This window comes from Marseilla massiliensis (genome assembly GCF_016899955.1).
Taxonomy (GTDB): Bacteria; Bacteroidota; Bacteroidia; order Bacteroidales; family Bacteroidaceae; genus Prevotella; species Prevotella intestinigallinarum.
Genome location: NZ_JACJJL010000008.1, coordinates 57,565 through 82,567 on the forward strand (window position 1 = coordinate 57,565; position 25,003 = coordinate 82,567).

At 50.0% G+C, this 25,003-nt stretch carries 35 protein-coding genes; 16 read left to right on the forward strand and 19 right to left on the reverse strand.

What is annotated here, in order from left to right; genetic code table 11:
* Positions 1-10: 10 nt before the first annotated feature.
* The 11 genes from H6B30_RS06165 to H6B30_RS06215 all read left to right on the forward strand — a co-directional run bounded on the left by H6B30_RS06165 (position 11) and on the right by H6B30_RS06215 (position 6,322).
* Positions 11-325, forward strand: coding sequence for a DUF8466 domain-containing protein (locus H6B30_RS06165; RefSeq protein ID WP_005801751.1), 315 nt, complete (start codon positions 11-13; stop codon positions 323-325).
* A gap of 12 nt (positions 326-337) precedes the next feature.
* Positions 338-625, forward strand: coding sequence for a hypothetical protein (locus tag H6B30_RS06170; protein ID WP_022460396.1), 288 nt, complete (start codon positions 338-340; stop codon positions 623-625).
* An 84-nt stretch (positions 626-709) separates the two neighbouring features.
* Positions 710-1,642: a hypothetical protein gene (locus H6B30_RS06175; RefSeq protein ID WP_057254240.1), complete on the forward strand. Its 933-nt coding sequence runs from the start codon at positions 710-712 to the stop codon at positions 1,640-1,642.
* A 31-nt stretch (positions 1,643-1,673) separates the two neighbouring features.
* Entirely contained in the window at positions 1,674-2,162 is a 489-nt protein-coding gene (locus H6B30_RS06180) for a DUF4313 domain-containing protein (protein ID WP_025279125.1), read from the forward strand.
* 39 nt (positions 2,163-2,201) lie between these two features.
* Positions 2,202-2,783, forward strand: a complete 582-nt coding sequence (locus H6B30_RS06185) for a hypothetical protein (protein ID WP_057254238.1) — start codon at positions 2,202-2,204, stop codon at positions 2,781-2,783.
* 31 nt (positions 2,784-2,814) lie between these two features.
* Positions 2,815-3,027 (forward strand): hypothetical protein, encoded by a 213-nt coding sequence (locus H6B30_RS06190; protein ID WP_239483662.1) that lies wholly within the window; start codon positions 2,815-2,817, stop codon positions 3,025-3,027.
* A gap of 10 nt (positions 3,028-3,037) precedes the next feature.
* The gene (locus H6B30_RS06195; protein WP_071149209.1) at positions 3,038-3,634 is read left to right on the forward strand and encodes a hypothetical protein; all 597 of its coding nucleotides are present in this window, start codon (positions 3,038-3,040) and stop codon (positions 3,632-3,634) included.
* Positions 3,635-3,645: 11 nt separating this feature from the next.
* Complete coding sequence (locus H6B30_RS06200; RefSeq protein WP_071149210.1) at positions 3,646-3,855, forward strand: hypothetical protein; 210 nt, start codon at positions 3,646-3,648, stop codon at positions 3,853-3,855.
* 11 nt (positions 3,856-3,866) lie between these two features.
* Positions 3,867-4,886: an LPD29 domain-containing protein gene (locus tag H6B30_RS06205; RefSeq protein WP_071149211.1), complete on the forward strand. Its 1,020-nt coding sequence runs from the start codon at positions 3,867-3,869 to the stop codon at positions 4,884-4,886.
* 10 nt (positions 4,887-4,896) lie between these two features.
* Positions 4,897-5,604, forward strand: a complete 708-nt coding sequence (locus H6B30_RS06210) for a hypothetical protein (RefSeq protein WP_071149212.1) — start codon at positions 4,897-4,899, stop codon at positions 5,602-5,604.
* A gap of 4 nt (positions 5,605-5,608) precedes the next feature.
* Complete coding sequence (locus tag H6B30_RS06215; RefSeq protein WP_072544857.1) at positions 5,609-6,322, forward strand: hypothetical protein; 714 nt, start codon at positions 5,609-5,611, stop codon at positions 6,320-6,322.
* Between the two features lie 54 nt (positions 6,323-6,376).
* Here the strand turns inward: H6B30_RS06215 and H6B30_RS06220 are convergent, their stop codons facing one another.
* Complete coding sequence (locus tag H6B30_RS06220; RefSeq protein ID WP_168044568.1) at positions 6,377-6,721, reverse strand: hypothetical protein; 345 nt, start codon at positions 6,719-6,721, stop codon at positions 6,377-6,379.
* Positions 6,722-7,055: 334 nt separating this feature from the next.
* On the opposite strand from H6B30_RS06220, the gene H6B30_RS06225 reads away from it, so the two are divergent.
* From H6B30_RS06225 to H6B30_RS06235, 3 genes are all read left to right on the forward strand, one after another.
* Positions 7,056-7,346, forward strand: a complete 291-nt coding sequence (locus H6B30_RS06225; RefSeq protein WP_071149215.1) for a DUF4120 family protein — start codon at positions 7,056-7,058, stop codon at positions 7,344-7,346.
* Between the two features lie 45 nt (positions 7,347-7,391).
* Positions 7,392-8,315 (forward strand): DUF932 domain-containing protein, encoded by a 924-nt coding sequence (locus H6B30_RS06230; RefSeq protein WP_071149216.1) that lies wholly within the window; start codon positions 7,392-7,394, stop codon positions 8,313-8,315.
* 116 nt (positions 8,316-8,431) lie between these two features.
* A complete protein-coding gene (locus tag H6B30_RS06235) occupies positions 8,432-9,496 on the forward strand; it encodes a DUF1848 domain-containing protein (protein WP_072544859.1) in 1,065 nt (354 codons plus the stop codon).
* Between the two features lie 57 nt (positions 9,497-9,553).
* Here the strand turns inward: H6B30_RS06235 and H6B30_RS06240 are convergent, their stop codons facing one another.
* From H6B30_RS06240 to H6B30_RS06305, 14 genes are read right to left on the reverse strand one after another with little or no spacing between them, the layout of a single operon-like run.
* The gene (locus tag H6B30_RS06240; RefSeq protein ID WP_204428322.1) at positions 9,554-10,066 is read right to left on the reverse strand and encodes a glycoside hydrolase family protein; all 513 of its coding nucleotides are present in this window, start codon (positions 10,064-10,066) and stop codon (positions 9,554-9,556) included.
* A 13-nt stretch (positions 10,067-10,079) separates the two neighbouring features.
* Positions 10,080-10,580 (reverse strand): DUF3872 domain-containing protein, encoded by a 501-nt coding sequence (locus H6B30_RS06245; RefSeq protein ID WP_072544861.1) that lies wholly within the window; start codon positions 10,578-10,580, stop codon positions 10,080-10,082.
* A gap of 33 nt (positions 10,581-10,613) precedes the next feature.
* On the reverse strand, positions 10,614-11,492 hold the full coding sequence (locus tag H6B30_RS06250; protein WP_072544862.1) for a DUF8464 domain-containing protein: 879 nt from the start codon (positions 11,490-11,492) through the stop codon (positions 10,614-10,616).
* Positions 11,493-11,498: 6 nt separating this feature from the next.
* The gene (locus H6B30_RS06255; RefSeq protein WP_072544998.1) at positions 11,499-12,071 is read right to left on the reverse strand and encodes a conjugal transfer protein TraO; all 573 of its coding nucleotides are present in this window, start codon (positions 12,069-12,071) and stop codon (positions 11,499-11,501) included.
* A 2-nt stretch (positions 12,072-12,073) separates the two neighbouring features.
* Positions 12,074-13,045: a conjugative transposon protein TraN gene (gene traN, locus H6B30_RS06260; RefSeq protein WP_032944397.1), complete on the reverse strand. Its 972-nt coding sequence runs from the start codon at positions 13,043-13,045 to the stop codon at positions 12,074-12,076.
* A 20-nt stretch (positions 13,046-13,065) separates the two neighbouring features.
* On the reverse strand, positions 13,066-14,358 hold the full coding sequence (traM, locus tag H6B30_RS06265) for a conjugative transposon protein TraM (RefSeq protein ID WP_072544863.1): 1,293 nt from the start codon (positions 14,356-14,358) through the stop codon (positions 13,066-13,068).
* Between the two features lie 4 nt (positions 14,359-14,362).
* Positions 14,363-14,656, reverse strand: coding sequence for a TraL conjugative transposon family protein (locus tag H6B30_RS06270; RefSeq protein WP_071149221.1), 294 nt, complete (start codon positions 14,654-14,656; stop codon positions 14,363-14,365).
* Positions 14,657-14,668: 12 nt separating this feature from the next.
* A complete protein-coding gene (gene traK / locus H6B30_RS06275; protein ID WP_029426967.1) occupies positions 14,669-15,292 on the reverse strand; it encodes a conjugative transposon protein TraK in 624 nt (207 codons plus the stop codon).
* Between the two features lie 20 nt (positions 15,293-15,312).
* Positions 15,313-16,317, reverse strand: a complete 1,005-nt coding sequence (gene traJ / locus H6B30_RS06280; RefSeq protein ID WP_032944415.1) for a conjugative transposon protein TraJ — start codon at positions 16,315-16,317, stop codon at positions 15,313-15,315.
* Between the two features lie 18 nt (positions 16,318-16,335).
* Positions 16,336-16,968: a DUF4141 domain-containing protein gene (locus tag H6B30_RS06285; RefSeq protein ID WP_055172651.1), complete on the reverse strand. Its 633-nt coding sequence runs from the start codon at positions 16,966-16,968 to the stop codon at positions 16,336-16,338.
* 40 nt (positions 16,969-17,008) lie between these two features.
* Complete coding sequence (locus tag H6B30_RS06290; protein WP_032944423.1) at positions 17,009-17,623, reverse strand: hypothetical protein; 615 nt, start codon at positions 17,621-17,623, stop codon at positions 17,009-17,011.
* Positions 17,624-17,656: 33 nt separating this feature from the next.
* Positions 17,657-20,155, reverse strand: coding sequence for a TraG family conjugative transposon ATPase (locus H6B30_RS06295; RefSeq protein ID WP_032944426.1), 2,499 nt, complete (start codon positions 20,153-20,155; stop codon positions 17,657-17,659).
* The gene (locus H6B30_RS06300; protein ID WP_005801790.1) at positions 20,152-20,484 is read right to left on the reverse strand and encodes a DUF4133 domain-containing protein; all 333 of its coding nucleotides are present in this window, start codon (positions 20,482-20,484) and stop codon (positions 20,152-20,154) included. The genes H6B30_RS06295 and H6B30_RS06300 overlap by 4 nt, the downstream gene beginning before the upstream one ends.
* A gap of 2 nt (positions 20,485-20,486) precedes the next feature.
* Positions 20,487-20,783 (reverse strand): DUF4134 domain-containing protein, encoded by a 297-nt coding sequence (locus H6B30_RS06305; protein ID WP_005801791.1) that lies wholly within the window; start codon positions 20,781-20,783, stop codon positions 20,487-20,489.
* Between the two features lie 367 nt (positions 20,784-21,150).
* Between H6B30_RS06305 and H6B30_RS06310 the strand changes: the two genes are divergently transcribed.
* Positions 21,151-21,732: an SLOG family protein gene (locus H6B30_RS06310; protein WP_071149225.1), complete on the forward strand. Its 582-nt coding sequence runs from the start codon at positions 21,151-21,153 to the stop codon at positions 21,730-21,732.
* 13 nt (positions 21,733-21,745) lie between these two features.
* The gene (locus tag H6B30_RS06315) at positions 21,746-22,051 is read left to right on the forward strand and encodes a hypothetical protein (RefSeq protein ID WP_071149226.1); all 306 of its coding nucleotides are present in this window, start codon (positions 21,746-21,748) and stop codon (positions 22,049-22,051) included.
* Between the two features lie 163 nt (positions 22,052-22,214).
* Here H6B30_RS06315 and H6B30_RS06320 read toward each other — a convergent pair whose 3' ends face one another.
* The 4 genes from H6B30_RS06320 to H6B30_RS06335 are packed head-to-tail and all read right to left on the reverse strand — an operon-like array spanning position 22,215 to position 24,632.
* Positions 22,215-22,994, reverse strand: coding sequence for a DUF4122 family protein (locus tag H6B30_RS06320; RefSeq protein ID WP_338088948.1), 780 nt, complete (start codon positions 22,992-22,994; stop codon positions 22,215-22,217).
* A complete protein-coding gene (locus H6B30_RS06325) occupies positions 22,973-23,428 on the reverse strand; it encodes a DUF3408 domain-containing protein (protein ID WP_071149227.1) in 456 nt (151 codons plus the stop codon). Before H6B30_RS06325 ends, H6B30_RS06320 begins: the two co-directional genes overlap by 22 nt.
* A gap of 2 nt (positions 23,429-23,430) precedes the next feature.
* Positions 23,431-23,868: a DUF3408 domain-containing protein gene (locus H6B30_RS06330; RefSeq protein ID WP_071149228.1), complete on the reverse strand. Its 438-nt coding sequence runs from the start codon at positions 23,866-23,868 to the stop codon at positions 23,431-23,433.
* Positions 23,865-24,632: a ParA family protein gene (locus tag H6B30_RS06335; RefSeq protein ID WP_071149229.1), complete on the reverse strand. Its 768-nt coding sequence runs from the start codon at positions 24,630-24,632 to the stop codon at positions 23,865-23,867. The genes H6B30_RS06330 and H6B30_RS06335 overlap by 4 nt, the downstream gene beginning before the upstream one ends.
* Positions 24,633-25,003: the final 371 nt, after the last annotated feature.

A 25,003-nucleotide genomic window follows, 5' to 3' on the forward strand; every position in this document is an offset into this window, starting at 1 on the left:
GACAAAAGATATGGAAATCAACTTCAAAGGACCTGTAATGCCTATCGACCCATACTCGCAGCTGGCATTCGTGGAAATACTGAACATACTACTGACGGCGGGACACATCGTGGATGTGAACCGCTTCCTCATAAGCAGGAATGTCAATCCGCAGTTCGGCTCACTGTCAGGCTATTTCAGATGGTCGTTCGCCGGAGACCATTTTACCCTCTGGCAACGCACGGACTACAATTCAACGCTATGTTTTAACCACAGGATACTCGATCTGCCTTTCGGTGTCCTGGCAGCAAAAGACAGCGGGAAAGACAAGGAAACGGCAAACTGAAAATGAAACGATATGGAAACTACGATAAAAATACCCAACCGGGAAATCGCGCTCGCGGCATTTGACAGGCTCCGCCGGGAAAAAAGGAAGGATGCCGCACTGAGGCTGGCCGGGTGTATGCTCAGAGGGACATACATATCCCTCGGCATCGGTGATACCGACTGGGAAATAGACACCGCACTGCACAAATGCGGCGGTGAGCCTAAAACCGGATACGGTCATATGGCACATTTCCACTTCGACGGCGAGACGGAAATGGAAACAGAGAAATATGAAAGGCTCAAGGAAGAGTACGAATGACAAGGGAGCGGCCGAAAGGTCGCTCTTCTCATTTATAAACGACATGTACGGGAAACAGAATCCTGCCGTACACAGGTAACAGAAATGGAAGAACAGGAAAGACTGACAATGGAACTCGTGAAATCGCTCATGGACAAGTCCTACACGCTGGTATGGGTGGACTACAACGACAATCTCGACAACTGCCGTGACACCATCCAGAAGTGTCTGGAAGAAAGGAGCTGTGAAAGTCTGTGGGAGAAAGTGGACGAATGGTACGGTGACGCCGAATGGGAAGCTGTCCGTGAAATCGTCTCAAAGCTGAAGGATGAATGTATCCGTTTCCATGATTTCGGGGAAGAGGAAGTGGACAAGTTCTTTCAAGAACACGAAGACGAAATCAGGGAAGAAATCTATGACAGAAACGACTCTGACACGCTGAAAGAACTTCTCAAAAACACGGATGACATCCCCGTGCGTGTCGAGATGCTGTCAAACTACGACTGCATCAATTCCAACTGGCTGGAATCGCAGGAAGGATACCGGTACAAGGAATCCTATTTCGGGGATATGATAGACGCGCTGAACCTCAATCCAGCCAAAGTGAAGAAAATGCTGGTGGAGAAAGGCTACACGGTATATGGCCGGTTCCCCGACAAAAAATACAGGGACGGCAAGGAACAGGTATCCTATGAACAGTTCTACCATGAACTTATCAACTCCTGCTGCGGTGCCAACCTGCTGACCTATATCGGCAAGGTAAGCCTGCAGGAACTTTATGATGCCGGATTCTCGCTTGGGGAAGTCATTATTCCCAAAGGCAACTGCTGCGGCATCTTCAGCTCCATGTACGGCGGTGGAAGCCTCCTGGAAATGGAACTCCTGAAAGATGTCAGACTGAAACTGGAAGTCAGGGACTATCACGGATTCCGCTTCCGTCTTGACAGCGAGAACTCAAAATATGAATGCTCCATCAAGCATGTGTACGGGGTATGCGATTCCTTCTTCGGAGAAAAGATAGGTCTTGTCGCTTCATAAATCAAGTATGGTCAATTAAAGATATCAAATCATGGAAAAGAAATATGCAATCATCCTATTCAAGGGAAAAGAATACCTGTGCGGACACGAAGACGGCTGCCATTACGATGTGTCCTGCCCGGTGAGGACATTCACTGAAGGAGAAGACGACTTCAAAATTCAGGAATCCGGGAAAAACCGGTCTGAAAGGACATTCCGGTACCATGGAAAGGAATTCAGGCTTGTCACCGGCTTCTACCCGAACGGATGGCCGGTTCTGAGTCTGGAATCACCGGACAACGGGGAACTATACACGGTACTTACCGTCAATCTGGAAGACTCTCCGGCATTCGGGATTCCCGACCAGGCATTCATTGACATAAACAACAATCCGGAAGCGATGGAATTCCTCATAAGGAACAGCCTTGCCGAAGATACGGGATACAGACGCAAAAGCGGATGGGTAGAATACCCGATGGCCAAACTGAACCTGGCTGAACTGTACCGGTTGTCACCGGAATCGTTCGAGAACCAAGAATAAGAATCAACAACAGAAATCATTAACCAAATCATAGGAATTATGGCAAAGTACGATGTAAGAGTAAGGTACACCTTCGAGGGTACCTACAAGGTCGTGGCGGAAGACCGCGACGAGGCGGAAAGAATTGTAACGGAAGACTGCGGTCTGGTATTGGGCGGAAACATCCACACTACCTGCGATGATGACGAGGTGACAGACTGGAGATTCGGCTGTCACCCCGACATGCAGATCCTTTCTTTCAGGGAACGGGGTGGCAAAGGCAAGGTCAGATACACGTCCATGTGTTTCAGCGACAGGATTGAAGAACTGAGAAAGGACATAATCGAAGCCATCAGGGAGCTGCTTGATGCGCAGGGACTGAAAGAAATCACGTTTACCGACAACGAAGAAGACCCCGTATGGATTATCTGGTTTGACGATAATGGAGACCCATACGAGTGTTATGTTACAGGAATTGAGGTTACTGACAAGTTCATTACCGTGTTGGCAACAATAAAGGACAGTATGGAAGAGGTTTTCTGTCAGAGTCCTTTCGAACTTGGAGCCAGCAACATTGATTGGCTCAATCAAATGTACGAAGCAGTCAGGCTTCAACTTGAAAATACAAACGGGAACTCTTAAAACGAAAGACAATATGGCAACAAAAGTCAATATGGACAGACACGTCCGGGAGGGATGGACTGTCGGAGCGTTCATCAGGGAGCTGGCCCCGCAGGTGGAAATGATCATGAGCGGGCAAAGCTGGAGGGAACCTTTCAGAAACAAACAGGAACTGGCGGACTGGTGCAGGGACAACCAACCCTATTACAAGAAAAGGATTCCTGAAGTGAACAGCCATTTTGCAAAAATGTATAACCTCAAATAGAAACAACAGTATGAAATATCAAGCGGAAAATGCAGTGTCCAGCTACTTCTACTACATGTGGAATACCTGGTGCGAGGAAGAGTGCAAGACAGTCTTCAAGGAAATGTACCCACATTTTTGGGAAAAATGGAGTCTGATGACGGACAAGGGTGTATTCGGAGCCTCCGAACGGTTCTATGCGGAACTGACGGACCGCTACAGGGAAAAACTGGTGGAACGGGCCGTCAGCCTGTATGACGGCAAGGCCAGGCGCAAACACCCGGACGATTCCAAAATCAAAGTGTGCAGTGACTGCGGTTCAACAGAGATTGAGATTCAGGCATGGGTGGATGTAAACACGAACGAATACCACAGTGACGTGGACGATGACATCTGGTGTTCCCAGTGCGAGGACAATGTGGAGACCTGCTCCAAGCAATCCTTTCTGGAAAAGATGCAGGAATGGTGGAAATCCAACAATACCGATAACCTTGAATACCTGACCGGATTCAAGACATCCGATTTCCCTTCAGCCAATTCCGGGCAAACATTCTCCGAGGCCGCCGACGAATGGTGGAACGGCAAAAACTATGACGAGAAGAGGAACATATACCTGACAAACAATTAAAGACAACAGATATGGCACGGAATATCATTGACCTGATCTGCAACTCATGCAGTTGCGGCAAGGAAGAGGCACAGGAATACCTGGACGACGAGATAAGAAACCTGCAGGAACTTCAGGAGGACAACGACCTGAGAAGCGAAGACTTCGAAATCGCGTGCAGCAACCTCGGGCTTGACCTGGACTGGCAGATATATTTCATCAACCGTCTCGCGGGACTTTAACGGATACAGACATGACTTATTTTCAAAACATACACTCTCTGGCGGACCTGAAAAAGGAATACCGCCGTCTGGCAATGCTTCACCACCCGGACAAGGGTGGTGACACTGCCCTCATGCAGCAGGTGAACACCGAATTCGGAAAATTGTTCGAGGTCTGGAAAGACAAGCCCTGCGTCTCCACAGCTCCAACAGGCTACGAACACGACTTTCAGGGTGCCACCGCAAAGGAATACACCGAATATGTGTACAATGAATACCGCTGGAAAGGACACAACTATACCGGACAGTCCGCACCGGAGATCACGGAACTGGTCAGGGCATGGCTCAAGGAAACCTACCCGAGATATACCTTCTCGGTCCGCAGGGACGGATACAATTCAATCCTTATCCGGCTGATGAAAGCAGACTTCGAGGCTTTCACCAAAGAGTCAGGAAAAATACAGGGAGACATCAACCACTACAACATCCAGACATCAGACAGTCTGACCGACCGGGCCAAGGACGTGATGACAAACGTCAGGGATTTTGTGATGTCATACAATTTCGATGAAAGCGACCCCATGACCGACTATTTCCACACCAACTTCTATCTCACGCTCGGAATCGGCAGCTACAGACAGCCGTACCGGATGGAACTGCCGAAAATTACGGGAAAAGACAATCCTGAAGCTTTCAGACATCCCGAAGGAGCGGCACACAAGGCTATACGTCAGGCACTGGGCAAGGCCCGGTTCGGCTTCATCGAGAACCGAAGACATATCGGGGAAATGATACTTGGAGAGGACTTTTACGGCTCACAGGGCGAACATTATTTCTGGCCCAAGGAATATTCGAGTGCGAAGACGGCACAGAAACGCATCGGGAAACTGGAGGCAGCCGGAATGCGCTGCGAACTGACAGGCTGCAACGGCGGATACATACGCCTGCTCGGATATACCCCGGAAACGGAAAGCAATCTGGAACGGGAAAGGCAGGAATATGCCACTGCATACCGCACATGGCAATCAAGGCGGAATTTTAAAACAACTTAAATCAAAATTTATGGATACGGAAAATTTGAACAAATGGTGGTACTCGTTGCCGGAAGAAATCAGAAAAAAGCTATATGTACAGGAAAATATCAATGTATGGAAAGACCTTGACATGTCGACACGGGTTGCCATGTTCCGGTATTGCCGGATGAAAATATTCGGGATAGGGAAAAACGGGGATATGGAACGGTCGCTGCTTATCGAAACGGTATGCGGACTGGCGGATATCGCCCTCGTGAAAAGAAGCGGCATTGCGCTTGAAGATATGTGCGATGACGAAGGAAATTTTCTTGAAGAATATCAGAAGCAGTTCAACACGGTTTATGACCGTTATGAGGCGGTGCTGGCAAACATGGACTGGACGAACTGTTGTACAGACATGGAAATATCCGTCCGGGAAATAATTGAGCACCTGGAAAAAACAGGCTACAGCCGGGTGGACATTGATACGGACAGAAGAACCGCAAAGACATTCTACACCTACCGTGGCGGGCTTCATATCAACGGTACGGGAAACCTGTCATTCCATATCCTACCTCCACAGGACAGTCTCGGACTGGGACGGTTTGCAATATGCGCCACCCGGAACGGGGAAAGCTCACAGCTGGGGACAGACCAAGCCCCGTTCTTTTTCGGGCGGCTGCTTGCCTTCCTCAAAGGTGAGAGAAAAGAGAATGAGATAATAGATGAAATATCTACCGACAGAAAAACAGAATAGAAACATGAAAGCAAAAGTATTGAAATACAAGTTTGACGGCAACACCATCGTTGCCCCATACATGGAACTTGAGCCGTATGCGGAGAATGTATTCATCTCGCTGGCAAGAAAAAACGAATACGGAAACGAAAGTGAAGACAGTTTCCATATAATCTGCAAGATAGGTGATGTCCATTTTTCCTGTGGACAGTATTCACGCAGAATACTTGACAAGGAGGGGCACCGGGAAGAAGCGGCGACCTATTGCAAGAACTGGATTGAAAACACCCTGAAGGATGTAGAGGATGGAAAAATCATTCCCCTCTTGTCTGTCCATGTATTCAATGCACTCGGTCTTGACTCCACCCCTTTGGTACAGGCCCGTGAGGAATATGCAAAAAAGCAGGAAGAAAAGCGACTGGAACGGAAAAGAAAAGAAGAACTGGAAAGAAAGGAGAAAGAAACCCGATGGCAACAGTTGCTTGACGAGAACAAGCGGAAATTCCTGGACGGTGAGAAAATAACGGCAGAAATGTTTCTTGAAATTACCGGAAGGGACGGCTTTGACATCCATATCAGAACCAAAGGGACATTCAACAGGCATGTGACAGCAATCGACAGGAACGGAACCGTCAGTTTCCGAAAATACAAAGGCCGCCGTACTCCCGACTTTACCGGGTGCCATAAGGCTGTGGCAGACTATCTTGCATTTCTTGCCGGAAATGAAATCAGAAAATAAGATCCAAAGCGGTAACAGCTCTCCTATGCAACTGTTACCGCTATTATCTGAATTTTACAGCTTTCTGTTCAGTACCATCGCCAAGGGATATATAAACTGGTTATAGACCTTGAGCTTCTTCAGATCCAGCACATACCCTGCATAGGGATTGGTACAATCCGAATAGAAAAACACATCGGTAAAACCCGCATGTTCCTTTATGATTTCTCCTTCCAAGGGAATCTCGTCCACATCAAACTCTTCCAGAGGCAGTTCCTCCAGGCGGGCATGTTCCCCATTGCCCAACACATTGAGGTTACGGTTGAACAGCACGTATCCCTGCTTACTGTAATCCACACGCATACCATACGGACGCTCCACAAGGAAAGCATCCGCAGCTTTCTTTATATAATCTTCCATGATTTTTCAAATTAGGATTTGCAAAAGTACACCATTCCTTTGTCAAAGACGAACAAATCAATGGGTTTCTCACCGACATAGCTGCAAGAAAATACAACGACACACAACCTGTATATTTTATTTTCCTCCAGCAAAGGTAGTCCCGTGTCCAACGTACCCGGACAAGGTCAGGCCCCTATGGGGTTGGCTGAAAGATAATCATCCTCGCCGGTGGCTGCGGTATTTTCTTTCGCCAAACCTTGCGGGTACGGTCACGGGACAGTCAGGCAGGCGAAAAATAAAAAATACCGGCTCCCGAAGCCGGACGTGTTTAACAGATAAAATACAATGACTCATGAAAATCCTGAATGAAGAACATTTCCAGAATGTAAAGCGTTACGCCGAATCCATCGGTGACACATCACTCCAGAACTGTCTGGATAGACTGAAAAAATGGGAGGAGAATCCAGACCATCCAAGCGAAATCTCGCTCTATTATGACCATGCCCCGTACTCGTTCGGCTTCACGCAACGCTATCCCGACGGAAGCATCGGCATCGTAGGCGGTCTGCTCTATCACGGAATACCGGACCGGTCTTTTGCCGTGACACTTGAACCGTTCCACGGATGGCAGATACATACCTGAAAAAAGATAGACAATCATAGTATTAACTTTATAAAATTCAAGATTATGGAAGCAATGGCAGTATTGGAAAAACAACAGCAGTTTGATTTTCAGAACAACGGAATCGAAGTAATGAACTTCGAGACTCTCCAGCGTACCTACAAAGAAAATGACATCTACGGCAAGCCTGTCCAGGGCATCTATCACTACCAGGTCCTGCAGCGTATGATGGACATCTGCGAGAAGTACAACCTCGATTACGAGGTGGAAGAAATCTTCGCGGCACAGAACAGGAACAAGACACAGCCGGGAGTAAGCATTCTCCCGCAGGTGGAACAGACACTTGGTGAAAAAGCAGTGGAAGCGCACATCCTCCGACGCATCTTCGCGACCATCCGGATCAAGGACTGGGAAACGGACGAGCTGACGACTACGCTGGTCGTCGCCTACCATCAGGACGGCATACAAGCGGCCATAGGCCCGTGCGTGAAGATATGCCATAACCAGTGTATCCTATCACCGGAAAGGAGCATCTGCAATTACGGAAAAAACAAGGTGACAACGGAAGGGGTATTCGAAACGGTGGACGGTTGGCTGGCAAACTTCGAGGTGAACATGAACGAGGACATCGCAAGGATTCAGCGGCTGAAACGCAGAATTGTCTCCCTGGAGGAAGTGTATATGTATATCGGGCTGCTGACAGCATTGCGCGTCTCCCATGACAGTTCGGACAGGAACCTGTCATCCTCCGTGGAAACCTACCCGCTGAACCAGAGCCAGATTTCCATCTTCACGGAAGAGGTGCTGAAACTGGTCCGCGAAAAGGGACAAATCACCGCTTGGGACTTGTATAACGTAGCGACTGAGATATATAAGCCGGGCAGAACGGATTTCCCGGCACTGATTCCACAGAATGGGGCAATGGCGGAACTCCTGCTTTCCCGTCTTCCAGCAGAGGTGGAAATACAGGATGCGGTTCTGGTAAGCTGAACGGCTACAGAATGAAATATTCATATTATTTTTGCCGCAAGCAAACCAATGACATATCAACAACCCGGACAGGCGTTCATAACCGACGCCTGTCTTTACTATATAATTTTAACAATATGACTTGGAAAAAAGCAAATATCATCATAGACGGCCGAAAGATGGAAGTCCCGGCTCCCGACATCATATCGGCAAGCCGTGGCACGGACATCCCGGCATTCTATGCGGACTGGTTCTTCCATCGGATCGAAACCGGCTATTCCGTATGGAACAACCCGTTCAACGGGAAAAAAAACTATATCTCTTACCGGAATACAAGATTCATAGTATTTTGGTCGAAAAATCCCAAACCTCTTCTTCCTTATCTGTCAATCCTGAAAGAAAGGGGTATCGGCTGCTATATCCAGTTCACTTTGAATGATTATGAGAAAGACGGACTGGAAACCGGTGTTCCTCCACTGACGGAACGCATTGAAACATTCAGGACTCTTTCTGAGATATTGGGTAAAGAAGCCGTAATATGGCGGTTCGATCCGCTGATACTCACCGACAACATATCCGTGGATACTCTGATTGAAAAGATTGAACGTGTAGGAACGGAGATACACAATTGTACGGAAAAGCTGGTTTTCAGTTTTGCAGACATAGACTCGTACAGAAAGGTCAAGGCCAACATGACAGACAGCGGAATCCCGTATCATGAATGGAATAAAGAAAAAATGGAGGAACTTGCCGGAAAACTGACAGTACTGAACCGTAACAGAGGATGGAATCTGGAGCTGGCTACCTGCGGCGAAAATCTGGATCTTGGCAAATACAGAATATCACGTAACCGCTGCATCGACGGTGACCTGATAGCACGTCTGGCATGGAAAGACAAGAAACTGATGTCTGCATTGGGAGTCACCATACAGGAAATGCCTTCTCCAGCCTTTTTCGACATGAATGACCTTCCTTACGATGCTGTGCTTCTACCTGGCAACAAATACTTCGTCAGCAATCACAAAAAGGATCCGGGACAACGTGCCTCATGCGGATGTATGGCAGCCAAGGATATCGGGGAATACAATACCTGCCCCCATCTCTGCGAATACTGCTATGCAAATTCAAGTAAAAAATCGGCAATCATGAACTGGGAAATGCACCGGCAGAACCCTATGGCGGAAACGATAACCGGAAAGTAAAACAAAAGACGAGGAAGAAACTGACAGTCAAAAGACTGAAAGATTCTTCCTCATTTTTCATTCCTCAAAAAGCAGCATGTATTCCACCTTCCTTCTCCGTTCAATGCTCGGCACTACCTTGCCTTTGTAACACCGGAAAGAAACATACTCCTTATAGATATTCCGGTCTCCGGCCTCCAGCTTCTTCAACAGACTGCTCTTGGGCATCTTGCCGTAACCTTTCAAACGGTATGCCCCCACATTATAGCTCAAAACAGCTACAATCAGCGAATCACGTCCCAGATAACTGAACATACGGCACAACTTGCGTAAATCCGCTCTCAGGATTGAATCCCCCTGTTCTTTTGTAATGCCATTGGTCAGCCTTTCCCCGGGAAGGACCTTATGCCCGTACCCGACATAAGGCCAGTGTCTTTTTTCTCCATGCCAGCCCTCGAACCGCTTAATGCACTCAACCGCAAGGCTGAACCTGTCCTGTTTTTCCTTTACCGGATTCTCCGCCCGCAACGGTATGCTCCCGAAGCAGATGATGGCGAAAAACGCCGCAAACAACTTTGCTCTTATTCCCATAGGCAGGTCAGGTTCATTGTGATACGACAACAGGCAGTTCCTCGCCGCTTGACATAACTACGGTATCCTCGTCCTCCGTCTCGTTGTTGAAATCGAAGGTCAGCTGGAAAAGCTGTGCCGGCTCGCTGTTATCCTCAAAATAGATGTCGATACTCTGCTGGTCTTCACACTCTGAGGTGTAATAAAGACGGAACACCTCCCTGTCCAGAGGATAACGGTCGTTGGGCAGCAGCACCATCCCGTCATCCATGCGCAGTTTGCCTTCGCCGTCCGGCTGGAAATAGCGGATGGTATAGCGGGCGTCGGAGAACCGTCCTTCCCGTTTCAGTTCACAGCGTATTTCCACGGTCTCGCCTTTCACGATACGCTTGGGTACAGGCATCGTCTCCACAGTAAAGGGATAGGACTGCTGCACGTCAAGGTCATCGCTGCACGAGGTCAATATACTGAAGGTCATGCCCATCAGGGCGCATACAAGGGCAAACAGCCCTTTCTTGTTCATAATCGGTTTCATATTCATTTCTTGTTTTAACGGTTTATAAAAAAATTACTGTTCAGGCGGAAAATTGCTTTCCAGATATTCGTTCAGGTCCTTGCATCCGGCATACAGGTCGGAACAGTCGTCAATCCTGTCACCGTAGCGTTTCCGAAGGACGGCCAGTGTCCTTTTTCCGGCATCGTCATTGTCCAGATAGCACCGGATTTTCCCGTAATTGTCCAGATAAGGGAACGAGCGTTCAAGCAGGGCCACCGAATTGAGGACCAGATAATCCTCACCACGGCTGATGCCGAGTACCTTCCATGAAAGAAAGTCGATAAAGCCCTCAAAAAGGTTGCAGGTAAGCGAGCCGTTACGGATGAGGGAAATGTCCTTGGGCGGCAGGCACCATTTCATGAACCTGGTCCGAAGCTCATAGCCTCCACCCATATTCCTGAAACCGACGGCGAAATACCGCTTGCCGTACAGCCGGAACCGTACTTCCTCGCACTCCGCACAGGCAATTTCCACTGGAATACCGCGTCCCTTCAGATAGCCGAGCAGTGCATTACACCGCAAGGGACCGCAAACCACCTCCTCGAAGCGGGAAGGCTCCTTGCGCTTTTCTGTCCTGACACTTTCCTTTTCTCTTTTCTGTCCGGCATATTCAGGTATTGTGCCTCCATAAACTCCGGCGATGAACCTCACCTGCGCCATGAAGCCGTCACTTCCTGAAAGTTCCCCCGCAAGGGTGAAGATGTCGCCTCCATGCCCGGTGCCGAAGTCATGCCATACCCCCTTACGGGTGTTCACATGGAACGAAGGTGTCCTTTCCTCACGGCACGGGGAGAGATACCAGCATTCGTCGCCGTGCCGTCTGACCGGCTCCTGTCCCAGACGGGACAGGAATTCCTCAATGGGAATGCCTCTTATCATCTCTATATCCATAGGCGTCTAATTGATGATGAAACGGACTCCAAGCCCGAACTGTGTCGTGAATTTTCCCAGAGAACTGCCCCATAGCGCACGTTCGCGCACATGGGCAAGCAGCACGATACGGTCAGTCACATAGCTTTCCAGCTCCAGCGTCAGGGCTCCGCCATAGACAAATGCATCACGGTAGGAAAGCATGGAACCGTCATACAGAACCTTTTCTCCCCAGTTCAACGTCTCATATCCCACCAGGGCAGAACCGCCGACAGAAAGGAAGAATATCTTCGCCGGGTCGGACAGGAACTTTAGGTAATAGCCGCCCTCGGCAGTAAACTGGGCCCGTGGAACGAAGGTCCCGCGATAGCCGTAGTTCTTCAGCAGATATTCCACGCCAGCCACCCAATGGTTGGCCCTTTTCGTATATCCCGACACGGCAAAGCCCGTGTACCAGTCAACCGGTGATTTCAGGTTTCCGGCAAAGCCTCCCCTGAGTTCCACACCCTTCATTCCGGGAAGGTAACGCTGGGCGTATGCCTGCCCCGATGACAGGGCAAGCGATACGCATACGGCAAAAAGAAACAGATACTTCTTCATGGTCATTTCACTTTAAGTTCATTGATCACCCTCGCTCTCACGATGTCCTCACTCTCCACGGTGAAGGTCTGATGACGGCCTCCGCTCTTCTCGTGCATCTCCACCACCAGCATCTTGTCGGCGGGAATGGTGAACTTGTCAAAGACAAAGACAGTACGCTCATCCTTCTTTCCGGCGACAGCCGTGGCATAGTTGTAGGCACGCAGTGGAAATATCACCTGCTCTTGGATGGCCGTGCGCTTGAGTACCTTCTTGTCTACGATCTTGAACGTCACGAAATCCACCTCATAAGGCACGTTCGACGTGTTCTTCACCTGGGTATGGAAATAAAGCAGCCCGTTATGGGTATAGAGTCCGCGCAGCAGGTACTGGATGCCGAACGCCTTGCTCCCGATATGCTTGATATGACGTCTGTTATCCTTGTGGATGGCCTTGGATATAAGGTGTACCAGCTTGGGCGACTCGCTGCCGAGTTCCTTCAGGTAGATGTCAAGGGCATTGTTCGGGCGGTTCACCTCGCTGCCGTCATGAACAAAATCGGCCATCTCGATGTTGAGCAGCAGAGGCTCATCGGCATACTTCACATTGAAGGTGTAGAAACTTCCGCTTTCGGTAATCACCGACATGTTGGTCTCCTCACGGAAGTTCTTTCTGGTAGCCTTTACCCTGATTACATTCTCTGAACCGTCCGCCTTGCCCGCAATCAGATTCGGAGAACCGAGATCCACGTAACGGACAGCCGAGGGAAAGATGATATGAGTCGTCTTGTCATACGTCACTTCCAGACCGTAAGGCGGAATCATCCGATCAAAGGTGAGCTTTCTGGACAGCCCGTGATAGAGGTCGCCGTCCTCCTGCTGCGGATAGATATCCGCCTTCAGGGTCAAATCATTTACGGCCGTGGTATCAGCCGACTGTGCATGTGCACTTGCAACGCCGCCTGCGAGGGCAAGCATCAAAAGAATCTTTTTCATGTCTTTACTGTTTTAATGGGTTATTGATTGTTGTTCTGATAAAGCATCAGTCCGTAGCCTGATTTGAGGTGTACCTTCTCCTCGCGCATCTTTTTGGAGATGTACTGCGACACGCCCTGTATGGCCCCTCGTCCAAGCTCGGAGAGAAGCTGGTCGCCTGCCGACTGGTTGGTGATGGAGATGGTCGTGCCGAGATTCTGTCCCATGTTGGCAGCCACTTCCCTTACCGCATTCGCTTCCGTCGAACCGGGAATGAATATCCCGGCCTGTCCGTCACTGTCCAGCACGGTCAGTTCCACGGGAATGACATTGCCGTCATATTCGACCTGCAGGATTTCAATGCCAAGCCGCTCGCCCTGGATACGTCCCTCACCGGTCAGCAGGGTATTGCGGGGAAGCACATGTCTTCCCACACGCATGGCCTCCAGCAGCCTGAGACGCACGCTTTGTCCGCTGATAATGGTCTGGTCGCCATGCACGCAGGCCCGTATGGTATTCCTCGCCATCTGTGTCCCGGCACTGCCCACAGCCGTATGGAAGCCGATATCAGCACCGGAAAGCAGCCTCGCGAACTGTACCGAATCGGTAAGAGGCTGAGGAAGGGACGACACGACCGGAGAGGACACCAGCCCGACGGGAACGGCTTTCGCCTTCCTCTCCCTTGAGGGACTTTCCGTCTCCTGACTGTCCGCTGTTCCCGTGCTGCCGCCCGAAGGCATATATTTGGCGGCAAGTTCATAGGACTTCTCCAGCAGAGCCACCTGTTCCTCGTAGCTCGGTCCGGCCGTCTGCGCTGCGGCAGCCTGTCTGAGCTGTTCCACCTCTGCTTTCAGGGCTTCCTTTTCCGGGTCTTCCTCAGGACTCTCGTAAAAACTGCCGAGAGTGGCGTTGATGTCGTTGTAAGCCGAGGCTGAAGAGGCGAAGGCTCCCGTCCTGCCGTTTCCTCCTGAATTGTACGCACGGCTTTCATTTTCACTTGCAATGTCCTGCGCCGGTTCTGTCTTCGGGACATTATCCTGTCTGTGTCCATCGGTCAGGGCGGAGAAGTCGGCCAGCGTACGCTTCTTCTCCTCCTGCCGGCGAATCATGTCTGCCTGCTCATAGGCAGCCATCTTGTCCGCCTCTATACCCGTACCTTTCGGATCGGGAAGTTCGGCATTGAAGCCCGTCTTCCTTTCCGCCTCCTGCCTGTCTTTTTCGGACGGGACGAAAATTAGCCACATGCACCCGAGGAACAGCAGGAACATGCCTGTGAAAACCAGATATTTCCTGATTTTCTGCTTCTGTTTCAATTTTTCTGCATCTGTACTCATAATCTTACTTGTTGAACTGGTTAAAAAACTCTTCCATCTCACGGACTTTCATATCGGAGAGGGTATCCGCAGGCACAAAGTCGGGAACCTCAAGCGGGGTTATCCTGATGATGTCCTGCCGGGCATCCTCCCGTCCGATGTCATAAATCGCACGGAAAATCATGTAGAAATTCACCAGCGCGAAAAGGGAAACCATCACGATGATGGCGATTGCCCTCTGACGGGGTGTGAGTCTGTCACAAAGGCCGCGCAGCCTGCCCCCGATACATTCCTTGAACTTTACATACATTTTTCTCATACATACATTGTTTTATCTGTCATACATTCTGATATCCCTGTTCTCCAGCACGTGGAACCCTTCCAGGATGAACCCGTGCGGATTGTTGTCACTGCGGGTGGAATTCCGCAACCTGCCATGCGTGACAAGGCTGCGTTCCGTCACGCTCTTCTCACGGATGATGAAAAGGCGTGCGTATGTCATGACATCATACGGATAGGTGTTGAAGTCGCATTTCACGCTGTCTATCTCGATACGCTGGCTGACATTGCCCGAAATTATTCTATTGTAATAACCCTGTTCGGCCAGATCCCCGTAATGGGAATAGGCGGAACGGTCACTCAGGAACATGGCACGCTGCACGTTCCCCTCGATGGCACTCTTGTCAGGGGCCAGCGTGAAGAACAGCTCATGGAAACGTCTGACATGTTCCCTTGCCTCTACGGGACGGTTCTGCTCCAGGTCCTGCGAGAGGGCGAGCATGAGCGACTTCCCCTCATCCAGCACATAGATCTTCTGGCGCTGGGCTTCGGCAAAACTGTATGCCTTCCACACGGAATAGCCCACAAGCAGGGTGCAGACACCCAGATAGACTATTCCGAACAGGCGCAGATGCCGGAAGCTGGTCTCGATATTTTTCAATGATTTGAATTCCATTCTTATTCGTTTTATGATTGTTACTTGATTAGTCTTCCGGCCACATTTCCTACAGTAGCACCTGCGGCACCGCCCACAATGGAGCCTGTCTTGGAAGCAGCCTGATTCACGTTCTTGCCGTAATTTCCTGCACCTCCACCGGCCTGAACAATCCAGTTGGCCACGGTCGGAATCGTGAAATACCCGATGATGCCGATAATCAGGAACGTGATGTACACGGCATTGGAACTGTCCGGAATGAAGTTGGGGTCGGACAGCTGCTCGATGTCCCTCTGAAGCATCAGGGTCTGTATGCGTGCCAGCACGCTGCTGAAAAGATCAGAGACGGGCAGCCACAGATAGATGCTGATATAGCGGACAAACCATTGGCTCAGCGAGGCCTGAAAGCCGTCCCAGCACGAAATGGCAAAGGAAATCGGTCCGAGAATGGAAAGGACAATCAGGAAGAATGTCCTTAGCGTGTCCACTACAAGCGCGGCCGCATTGAACATCAGTTCCAGCAGCTCACGGAAAAAATTCTGCACGGACTTCTTCATGTTGTACATGGCACGGTCCACATACATACCGCAAGCCTCGATAGCGTCCAGAGCTCCCAGTTCATCCAGTTTGTTGTCAAAAGCCTCCTTGTCCACCAGGTAGGCCGTCTCGGGATTCCTCCGCATCGCCTCAATCTCCAGCTTGTCCTTCTGCTGCCGATACTCATTCATGTCAAAGGTCTGCGTCTCCAGAATCCTGTGCGTTCCGGTCACGACGGGTGACAAAATGCTGTTGAGCGTACCCAGCACGATGGTCGGAAAAAACATGATGCAGATACCCAGAGCAAACGGACGCAGCAAAGGGAACACGTCAATAGGTTCGGCCCTGGCCAGCGACTGCCAGACACGGTACGCCACATAAAAGAGGGCTCCCAATCCGGCAAGGCCCTTGGCCACGCCGGTCATCTGCGAACAGAGCGGCATCATGTCCGTGTACAGACTTTGCAGGATCTGGTGCAGATTGTCAAAATTCACAGCCAACAATACCATAAGCAATCCTCCTTGAAATTACCAGTAACGTTCGTTGGGTGAACCGTACAGAGCCATCACACGGTCAAGATCATTCTGTTTCTTGGCACGCAGGTACGACACGCCGATGTTCTTGTTGGTATAGTACTGCACCAGACTGCGGTATTGCAGCATGTCGGTATAACAGCGGTCGATGATGTCCATACGTTCCTTGTCGTTCATCGAAAGGCCGTTCTCGTTGACCACCGTCTTCAGGTCCGTCAGCAGATTGGCACTCTCCTCCAGCAGCTTCGTGTAGCCGAGGGCGATAGCACTCAGTTCCTCAGGGGTGAAATAAGGGTCACTGAGCATACGCTCATAACTGGTCACATAGATTTCCGTGATGTCGCCGACCATCAGGATGGTCTGCTGCACCTTGCGGGCATCGCGTACCAGATTCTTCACTTTCCTAAGGCCGTCATAATACTCCTTGCCCTGCTTGTAAATCTTGACCGTCTCCTGAAAATTGTTGAGCATGTTGCCAGCCGTCGAGGACGTGTGGACGATATTCTTGGCGGCATTGATGATGCCCTGGGCAAGATTCCCGGGATCGGTCACTACCCATTGGGCGTGTGCCCTGCCTGCCGAAAGGAGGCAGATACAGCATAAGGCTGTCAGAATTCTTTTCTTCATGTCGTTAATCTTTAATGGTTGATAAATCTTTTCCGTTAGTTCAGAGTCCCATCTTGCGGCCTTTCGGCTTAGGACGGACGGTGATGTGCGGTTTCCTCCGCAGTGTTGTTTCCGAGGAGACCGTGCGGGCAGGCCTGATATTCCTGAAGAACTCGTCCGCATAAGGACGTCTGCCGGTCATCCTGACAAATCGGGCATCCAGTTCCCGGTAAGCCTTCTCCGCCTGTTTCCGTATCACATCCTCCGGACTGCTCCTGTCAATGCCGTATTTCACGAGAAAATCCGGGCGGATATGTATCGGGTCATGTACGGAACCCGGCGAGGCGGCAATACTGCCCAGCCTCTCCAGTTCCCCGTTCAGCTTGTCAAGGTATTCAGCCGGAGGACGGGGACATACACTTTCAAAAATCTTCTCCACCGCGTGTGTCAGTCTTGCATCCACCTCCAGAATGTCGGGTACTTCCCCCGTCTGCCTCTTCCGCAGGTATTCGTCAGGAGCCATCCCTTCAAGCTGATGGAACAGACGGTAATCCTCCGTGAGCCCGTAATAGTCCTGTATGGAAAGAGGAATATTCCAGCCCTGCATCAGGGACCAGTAGAGAGATGACACGACCTCACGGCGTTTGCTTTCATTAGATTCCAGATCGCTATACATAAATTCAGAAGTTTAATGGGTTGATAAATGATTTCACTTTTTCCTCTTGCTCTCGGCCAGCTGCTTGATTGCCAGCTCGATATTGCCACCCAGCTTCCGGGTAAGCCGCATTACTTCAAGCTTTTCCGTCTCCTCGGTCGTGTAGGTGCAGTACTCTTCCGGCGAGACCTCGGTGGCATAGACCGCCGACTGTGTTCCGCCGAGACCTATCCACACTTCCTTGTACTTGCGGGACGGGCTGTTGGCCATGTTGATGGAGAGAATCTGAGCACGTTCCTTGTCGGTCAGGCCCAGCAGGGACTGGATTTCATCGAACTTGTTGACATACTTCCTCTGGTCCAACAAAATCTTGCAGTCGCTGTTGTTGATGATGGTTCCCTTGACGATGGGTGACGAAATGATGTCTTCCACCTCCTGGGTAACGACAACAGCCTCTCCGAAAAACTTTCGGACGGTCTTGAAAAGGTAGCGGATATAGTTGCTCATATTGGCGGATGCCAATGCCTTCCAACATTCCTCAATAAGTATCATCTTTCGGATACCTTTCAACTTTCGCATCTTGCTGATGAAAGTTTCCATGATGATGATGGTGACAATCGGAAGCAGCACCTTGTTGTCACGAATATTGTCCAGCTCGAAGACAATGAAGCGTTTGCCAAGCAAATCAAGCTGTCTGTCGGAATTCAACAGGAAGTCATACTCGCCACCCTTGTAATAAGGTTCCAGCACATTCAGGAATCCCCACACGTCAAAATCCTTCTCCCGTGTACGCTTGGTCTTCAGGATTTCCTGAAATTCGTCTCGGATGAACTCATAGAAGGTATTGAAGGACGGAACCACGGTACTGTCCGTGCGTATCTTCTCCAGAAAGAGATTGACCGCGTTGGAGAGTGCCACCTCCTCGGCACGTGTCGGCGGCTCGTCGTCACGTTTCCACAGGGTAAGGATAAGTGTCTTGATGGACTCCTTCTTTTCGATGTCAAACACACCGTCCTCCACGTAGAAAGGATTGAAGGCTATCGGATCGCTCTCCTCATAGGTGAAATAGATGCCGTCCTCGCCATGCGTGCGTGCATGGATAAGGCTGCACAGTCCCTGATAGGAATTTCCCGTGTCCACCAGCAGCACATGCGCTCCCTGTTCATAATACTGGCGCACCATGTGGTTGGTGAAAAAAGACTTTCCGCTGCCCGAAGGTCCGAGGATGAACTTGTTGCGGTTGGTAATCGTACCGTTCTTCATCGGAAGGTCGGAAATGTCCAGATGGACAGGCTTTCCGGTCAGACGGTCCACCATGCGGATGCCGAACGGCGAGAGCGAATCCTTGTAGGACGTTTCCCCGATGAACAGGCACAGGGCCTGCTCGATGAAGGTGTAGAAGCTTTCCTCTGACGGGAAATCACCGGCATTGCCGGGAATGGCCGCCCAGAAGAGTGTCGGCACATCGACCGTGTTCTGACGGGGCTTGGCCTCCATCAGGGCAATCTGACTGCCCACGTCGTTCTTGATACGCTTCAGCTTCTCCCGGTCGTCACTCCATGCAAAGACGTTGCAGTGCGCACGGATGGAAGTGAGCCCCTTGCTGTGCGCCTCGTTCAGGTACTCCTCAATCCATTCACGGTTGATCTGGTTGGAGCGGCTGTAACGGGACAGCGAGTGCATGTTGCGGGCGGTCTGCTCAAATTTCCTCAGGTTTTCCGCCGAATCGTCTATGAAGAGATACTGGTTCACGATATGGTTGCACGTGAGCAGTATCCCTATCGGTGCGGCAAAGGACAGGCGGCAGTCGCTGCGGTCCGTGGACAGCCGTTCATAACGGCTGTCCGTACCCACGGATGACGGCAGGTCTTCCGTTTCGGAGAGGGTATGCAGGCAGAGCAGGTTGTCGCCGACCTTCATTTCCCCGGCTCCGAGAGTGATGTCCTGCAGGCTGGTCGTATTTTCCTGCGAAAGCGAAAAATACTTTTCGATAATGCCCGCGGAGGTTTCCGTACCGGTAATCTCTTCGTCCGTCAGCCTGACCATGCGGAGCAGACCGCTGTCGTTCACGATACGCTCGAACTGCCCGCAGCATTCCAGGAAGCGTGCAACGGTATCCTTGTCCTGCATCTCCTTGGGGATGATAAACCCGCGCGTGAGGGCATTGAAACTGCTTGTCGTGCGGCTGTGTTCCTTAGTGGTCTTAGTCAGGAACAGATAGCAGGTATGGTTCAGGTACGGCCGTTCGTTGAAATGCCTTTCAAAGCTTCGGCTGAGGAAACTCAGGTCATCCCGGCAGATGTCAGGTCTGTAACTCTCCTCGATGAAGATATCCTGCTTGTGGACAATGCTGTAGTTCGGCAGAACCCGGACAGCCTTCGCCCATGTGGAATGGAGGGCCTCGTACTCGGCGCGTGTCAGCGTAAACACTTCGGGCAGCTCCACCCTGTAGGCCACGGTGATGTCGGCATCCTTGCTGATGATGCACCCGTGCTCGACGGCCATCAGAGGAAACCGGCTTTCCAGTGTGGCGGCTTTCATTACATTTCTCATACATTACGTTTTTTCGGGGTTGGACAAATCAACCGGAGGAAACCCTTCCGGCTGATGATGTAGCGGGGATGGCGGCGCAGCGCCTGCAATTTCATCAGTCCCCATTCACCATATTTCGCGTTCAGGCGGAAAGTCACCCAGACAAGCACCGAAGCGCAGATGACACCGAAGCCGATACATACCCACTGGTCGATGCCTGCCATGTACATGATGACAAACAGGACGAACAGGGCGAGCAGTCCGCCGGCGAAGATGAACAGGTACTGGCTTTTCAGCCCCTTGAACTCAGGGCTGCGGCCGATTCCCTTGTTGATAGGATACTCCGCCATAATCAGAGGAAGAATGAACGTAAGATGGTGGCGGCTACGATTAAAAAGATGCAGGCACCGAACCAGCTGGCTGCCGTCTTGGAGGTGTCGGGATCTCCCGAGGAAAACTTGGAATAGACCTTCACGCCTCCGATAAGGCCGACCACGGCTCCGATGGCATAAATCAGTTTGGTTCCCGGATCGAAATAGGAAGTGACCATGTTGGTGGCTTCAGTGATACCGCCGATACCATTACCCTGGGCGAAAGCCCCTGTCGTTGCAAGCAGCATCATGGCTGCAAAAAAGAATCTTTTTTTCATGTGTCGAAACTTTTAATTGGTGAGACAAAAAAATGATTTCGACCACGAATATATAACGCTTAATCCATTGATTTACAACACTGACGATGCGTGACATCGGGTGTCATTACGTTACATCGGCAGGGGGATTTCGGCAAAGGAAAAACACTGGGAAAACGTCCTTTGATTCTTCCGGCAAAGGTAGCCCGTGCCTTTACGGAATCTGCAAGGCAGGCCGTTCCGGTTGCCCGGGAGAAAATCATCCTCGCTGCGCTTGCGGTATTTTCTCCCGACAAGCCTTGCAGTATCCAGGCACGGGACAGAAAAGCCTGCAAGAAATCAAACTCCGGCATATACCGGACACATGTAGAACAAAAAACAGAACATCATGAAACAGGAAGAAAAAAAGGTAGCGGCATTCACGGGACACCGGAAGCAAAGACTGATGCAGGAAAACAAGGACTACCGGAACTTCAGCGGACAAATCAGGGGAAAGGTCATAACTATGATAAAAAACCTCTATGAAGAAGGTTTCAGAGAATTTTATTCGGGCATGGCAGAAGGGTTCGACATGATAGCGGCTGAAGCTGTCCTGCAACTGAAAGAACAATATGAGGATATGACACTGGCGGCTGCTATCCCTTTCAGAGCCCAAGCCGAATGGTTTGACCCGCAAGACCAGCTGCTTTACAGGGAACTGCTTAAGAAGGCTGACCGGGTAGTGATGCTTTCAGAAAAATATTACAGGGGATGTTACCTGCGCCGTGACACCTATATGGTCAGCAGGGCTTCAATGGTAATAGCATATTGGGACAACGTGTGCAACGGAGGTACATACCATACCGTGAAAAAGGCCGTGGAAACTGGACGGGAAGTCATCAATCTGTTTACTGGAGAAGTGATAACGGACATAACTGCATTGCAAAACAATCATGAACCAAATAAACCGAATATAAAATGGACAGATTAAAAGATAGGAACTTATGAAATCAAAGGAACAGATTAAAATCCCTGACCATACAGGGAAAAGAGAAACACGATTACTCGCTTTTGTATGGAACTGCGGTTTTTTCAGCAGAGACGTTTCTGATGAGAAAATCATTGAGATGTGGAGGAAATCCCCCGCCAGAAGTCTGGATGATCCTGAAGACGAGACATTCTACGATGTGGAATGTCTGACACCCGATGAACTGGCTGGACGAATCAATGACGAGTCTTTCGCGCATACGGAGGATTACGTACGTTTCATCAATGTCAGTCCCGACCTTTTGTACCCGGATAGGAAATAGGATATCCACCGTCTCATATCGCATACCCCCACTTCCCCCTAAATATTAAAAAGGGAAAGCAGGGGTATGAAACTAAAGTTATCCTGTATGTATCACTCTTTCAGATTCAACCAGAATCTCCTTCATCTGACCGTTTCAGGATGGCCACGTTTGAACTTCCTGATCACGCATACTTGTCTATATCGAAAGGCTCATCTTCCTTACTGCCTTTTCTTCCTGATACACCCCTCCGGTTTCCCAGATACTTGTCAAGCAAACCGTTCACCTTCTCCAGATTGCTCAGCTTGTCGGTCAGGAAAGCCAGTATCTCCGTTTCACTCAGTTTGTAATGGATGGTTCTTGCGGCACGCAGGGCTTTCTGTTCGTCAACAATCCCGGAAGTAAGTACTTCCGCTACGTTGTTTATTTCCTCGATTGTCAATGCCGTGTTGAAATCCGGGTCGGGTTCGGCATCTACGGGAGCCATCAGTTCCTCACGCTCTTCTTCTGTCAGTCCTTTGTTTTCCTGCTCCACATCATCAGAACCGATATCCTCGTCTTCCTCCAATGGAATTTTCTCCATCGGCTCGGAACGGGTTGGAGTCATCCTTGCAACTTTCGGGTCTTCCAGATAGATGACCTTTGTCTTGCCTATCACATCATCGTCATCCGAAGAAGAGGACGGAACAGCCGTTTCGGTTTTTCCTTTGGACTTATCCGTTTCCGGCTTTCTGCGCCTTGCCTTTCTGCGGGCACGACGTTCCGCCTCTTCCTTGCGTTGTCTGCGGTATCTCCACACTCTGACACGGGCAATCCGCATCAGCCTTAAAATGAGGTCCCATATTCCGTACATATGTCTGTGGAAAATAAATGTCCACAAATGGCACAATATATAGACAGCACATACTGCCTTTACGGTAAAATAAACTATCGCAGTCATAATTATAAAGGTTTGGTGATACATTCCGTGTACAGCTTTGACATCTCATGCTCGTACTTCTTCAAATGTTCATCTATAATCCTGTTTACAAAACCGGAAATGGGCACCTCAGGAGCGGTAACTGCCAGAAAACGCTTGATATGGGAGTGATTTTCCTTGTTGATATAGACTTGTATCCGATTTCCAACAGGATAGTTTACCAGATAGATGGATTTATAGAAACCGCTTTCCGGAGACCTGGAAGCAGATATGTCTTTCAGTATCTCAAACGTAATCTCGGATGTATCGTCATCCCTGTTGTCAGTTTTTGTCATGTCTGCCGTTTCACCAGAAACGTCGCGGACATCCTTTCCTCTTTTCCTGCCCTTGAACAGCCTACGGAAAATAAACAATGACAATCTGTAAGCAGTGTAAATGCAGCAACAGGCAACGATGGCCTGAAAAATAATCTGTGTCATAATCAAAATGGTTTTAATGGTTTATAATACTCTTTGTTATACAATTCGTTGATTTCGTCCCAGTGTTTCTGCAGATGGTCCACAAGGATATTGCTGATAAAGCCGGATATGCTCATCTCCGGAGCGATGACAGGCAGTACCCGTTTGATGCACTCGGCCACTTCACGGTTGATATACACATGGGAACGGTTTGACGCGGGTATATTGACCAGAAACCTTTCCCGGTATCCGCAGGATTCATCCTTTTTCCTTTTGGGCTTCTCCACGGAGGGCTTTTCCGCTGGAGTATCTGCCGGTACGGTTGAGGCGGGGCTTTTCGCTTCCTGATGTTCCACGGGCTTTTCTTTCGGGGCGAGGCTGTCCTTGCCGAAAACAGGTATGTCGCCGACAATGATTTCCTTCAGGACATCTTCGTCCACCTCTACGATTTTCTTTTTCATGACTGTCCGAGTTTAAGTTTGACCATAAGCTCTTCCGCAAGTTCCACCAGCCCGCTGCCTTCCAGTTGTCTGGCCGGAGGCGGCAGCAGCGTGCAACGGAAAAAGGCACGCTTGGCATGGGTAATCTCCTTTTCATAACGGCACAGGTCAGGAAGCGTGCTGTCGAGGACTGTCAGATGCAACTCCCTCATGACTTCCGAATATGACTTGAGAATCTCCACATTGGTACGTTTTTTCAACTTGTTCCAGAAAAAGAAGATGTCCTTGAGCAACGGGGTATTTTCCATCTTCTTGATATGGTCAAGCACGGTCGTGGCAAAGGACAGTGTACTCTGCATCACAATCAGGTCCGGAACGGTGGGAGTAAGCACGTAGTCCATATTGACAATCGTTCGGAATACCCCGGTGGATTCTACCGTTCCGGGAAGATCCACGAAAATAAGGTCATAATCCCCGCTTGCCGCAATCGCATCAGCCGCTTCCCTTGCCTTTTCAGCGGTGGAGCCTACAATGGGATAAGCCTTTTTCTGCACTTGGTTCCACTGCTGTTTGATCAGTTGCCGGTAATAGGCGCTGTTGGAAACAGCCTTTTTGTCACGCTCCCTCATACGTACGAGACTGTGTTGGGGAGAGTCACAGTCAACGATAGCCACGTTCAGTCCCTTCTCGAAATGGAAGTAACTGGCAAGCACTACGGACAGGGCCGATTTCCCGACCCCTCCTTTCTGGTTGCTAATCGCAACGAACAAAGTTTCTTTACTCATAAGTCTTTCTTTTTAATTGTTATTGAATAAATACCGGTGTCATCCACTAATCCGTGAATCCGCAGACGTTTCTTTCCAACCATCCGAATCCGCATCCATTAACGGTATCATCCAGTGTCATAACCTTTGATGCTACTGTTACCGCATCTTTCCGACATCGCTTCCATCCGCGGTCTGTCTGTTGGTCATGACAATCCGTCAACGGTCCCGTCCGATATTGCTTCCATCATCCCAACCGTTACCGGAATCATCGGATAACATGACCATTATTCCGCTATCAGAAGGCCGGTTGCAACCGTCCGCACTGCAAATAAAAGGGGATTTTCCCGAATGATCACCATCATCCGGAGACGGTGACGACCCTTGTCACC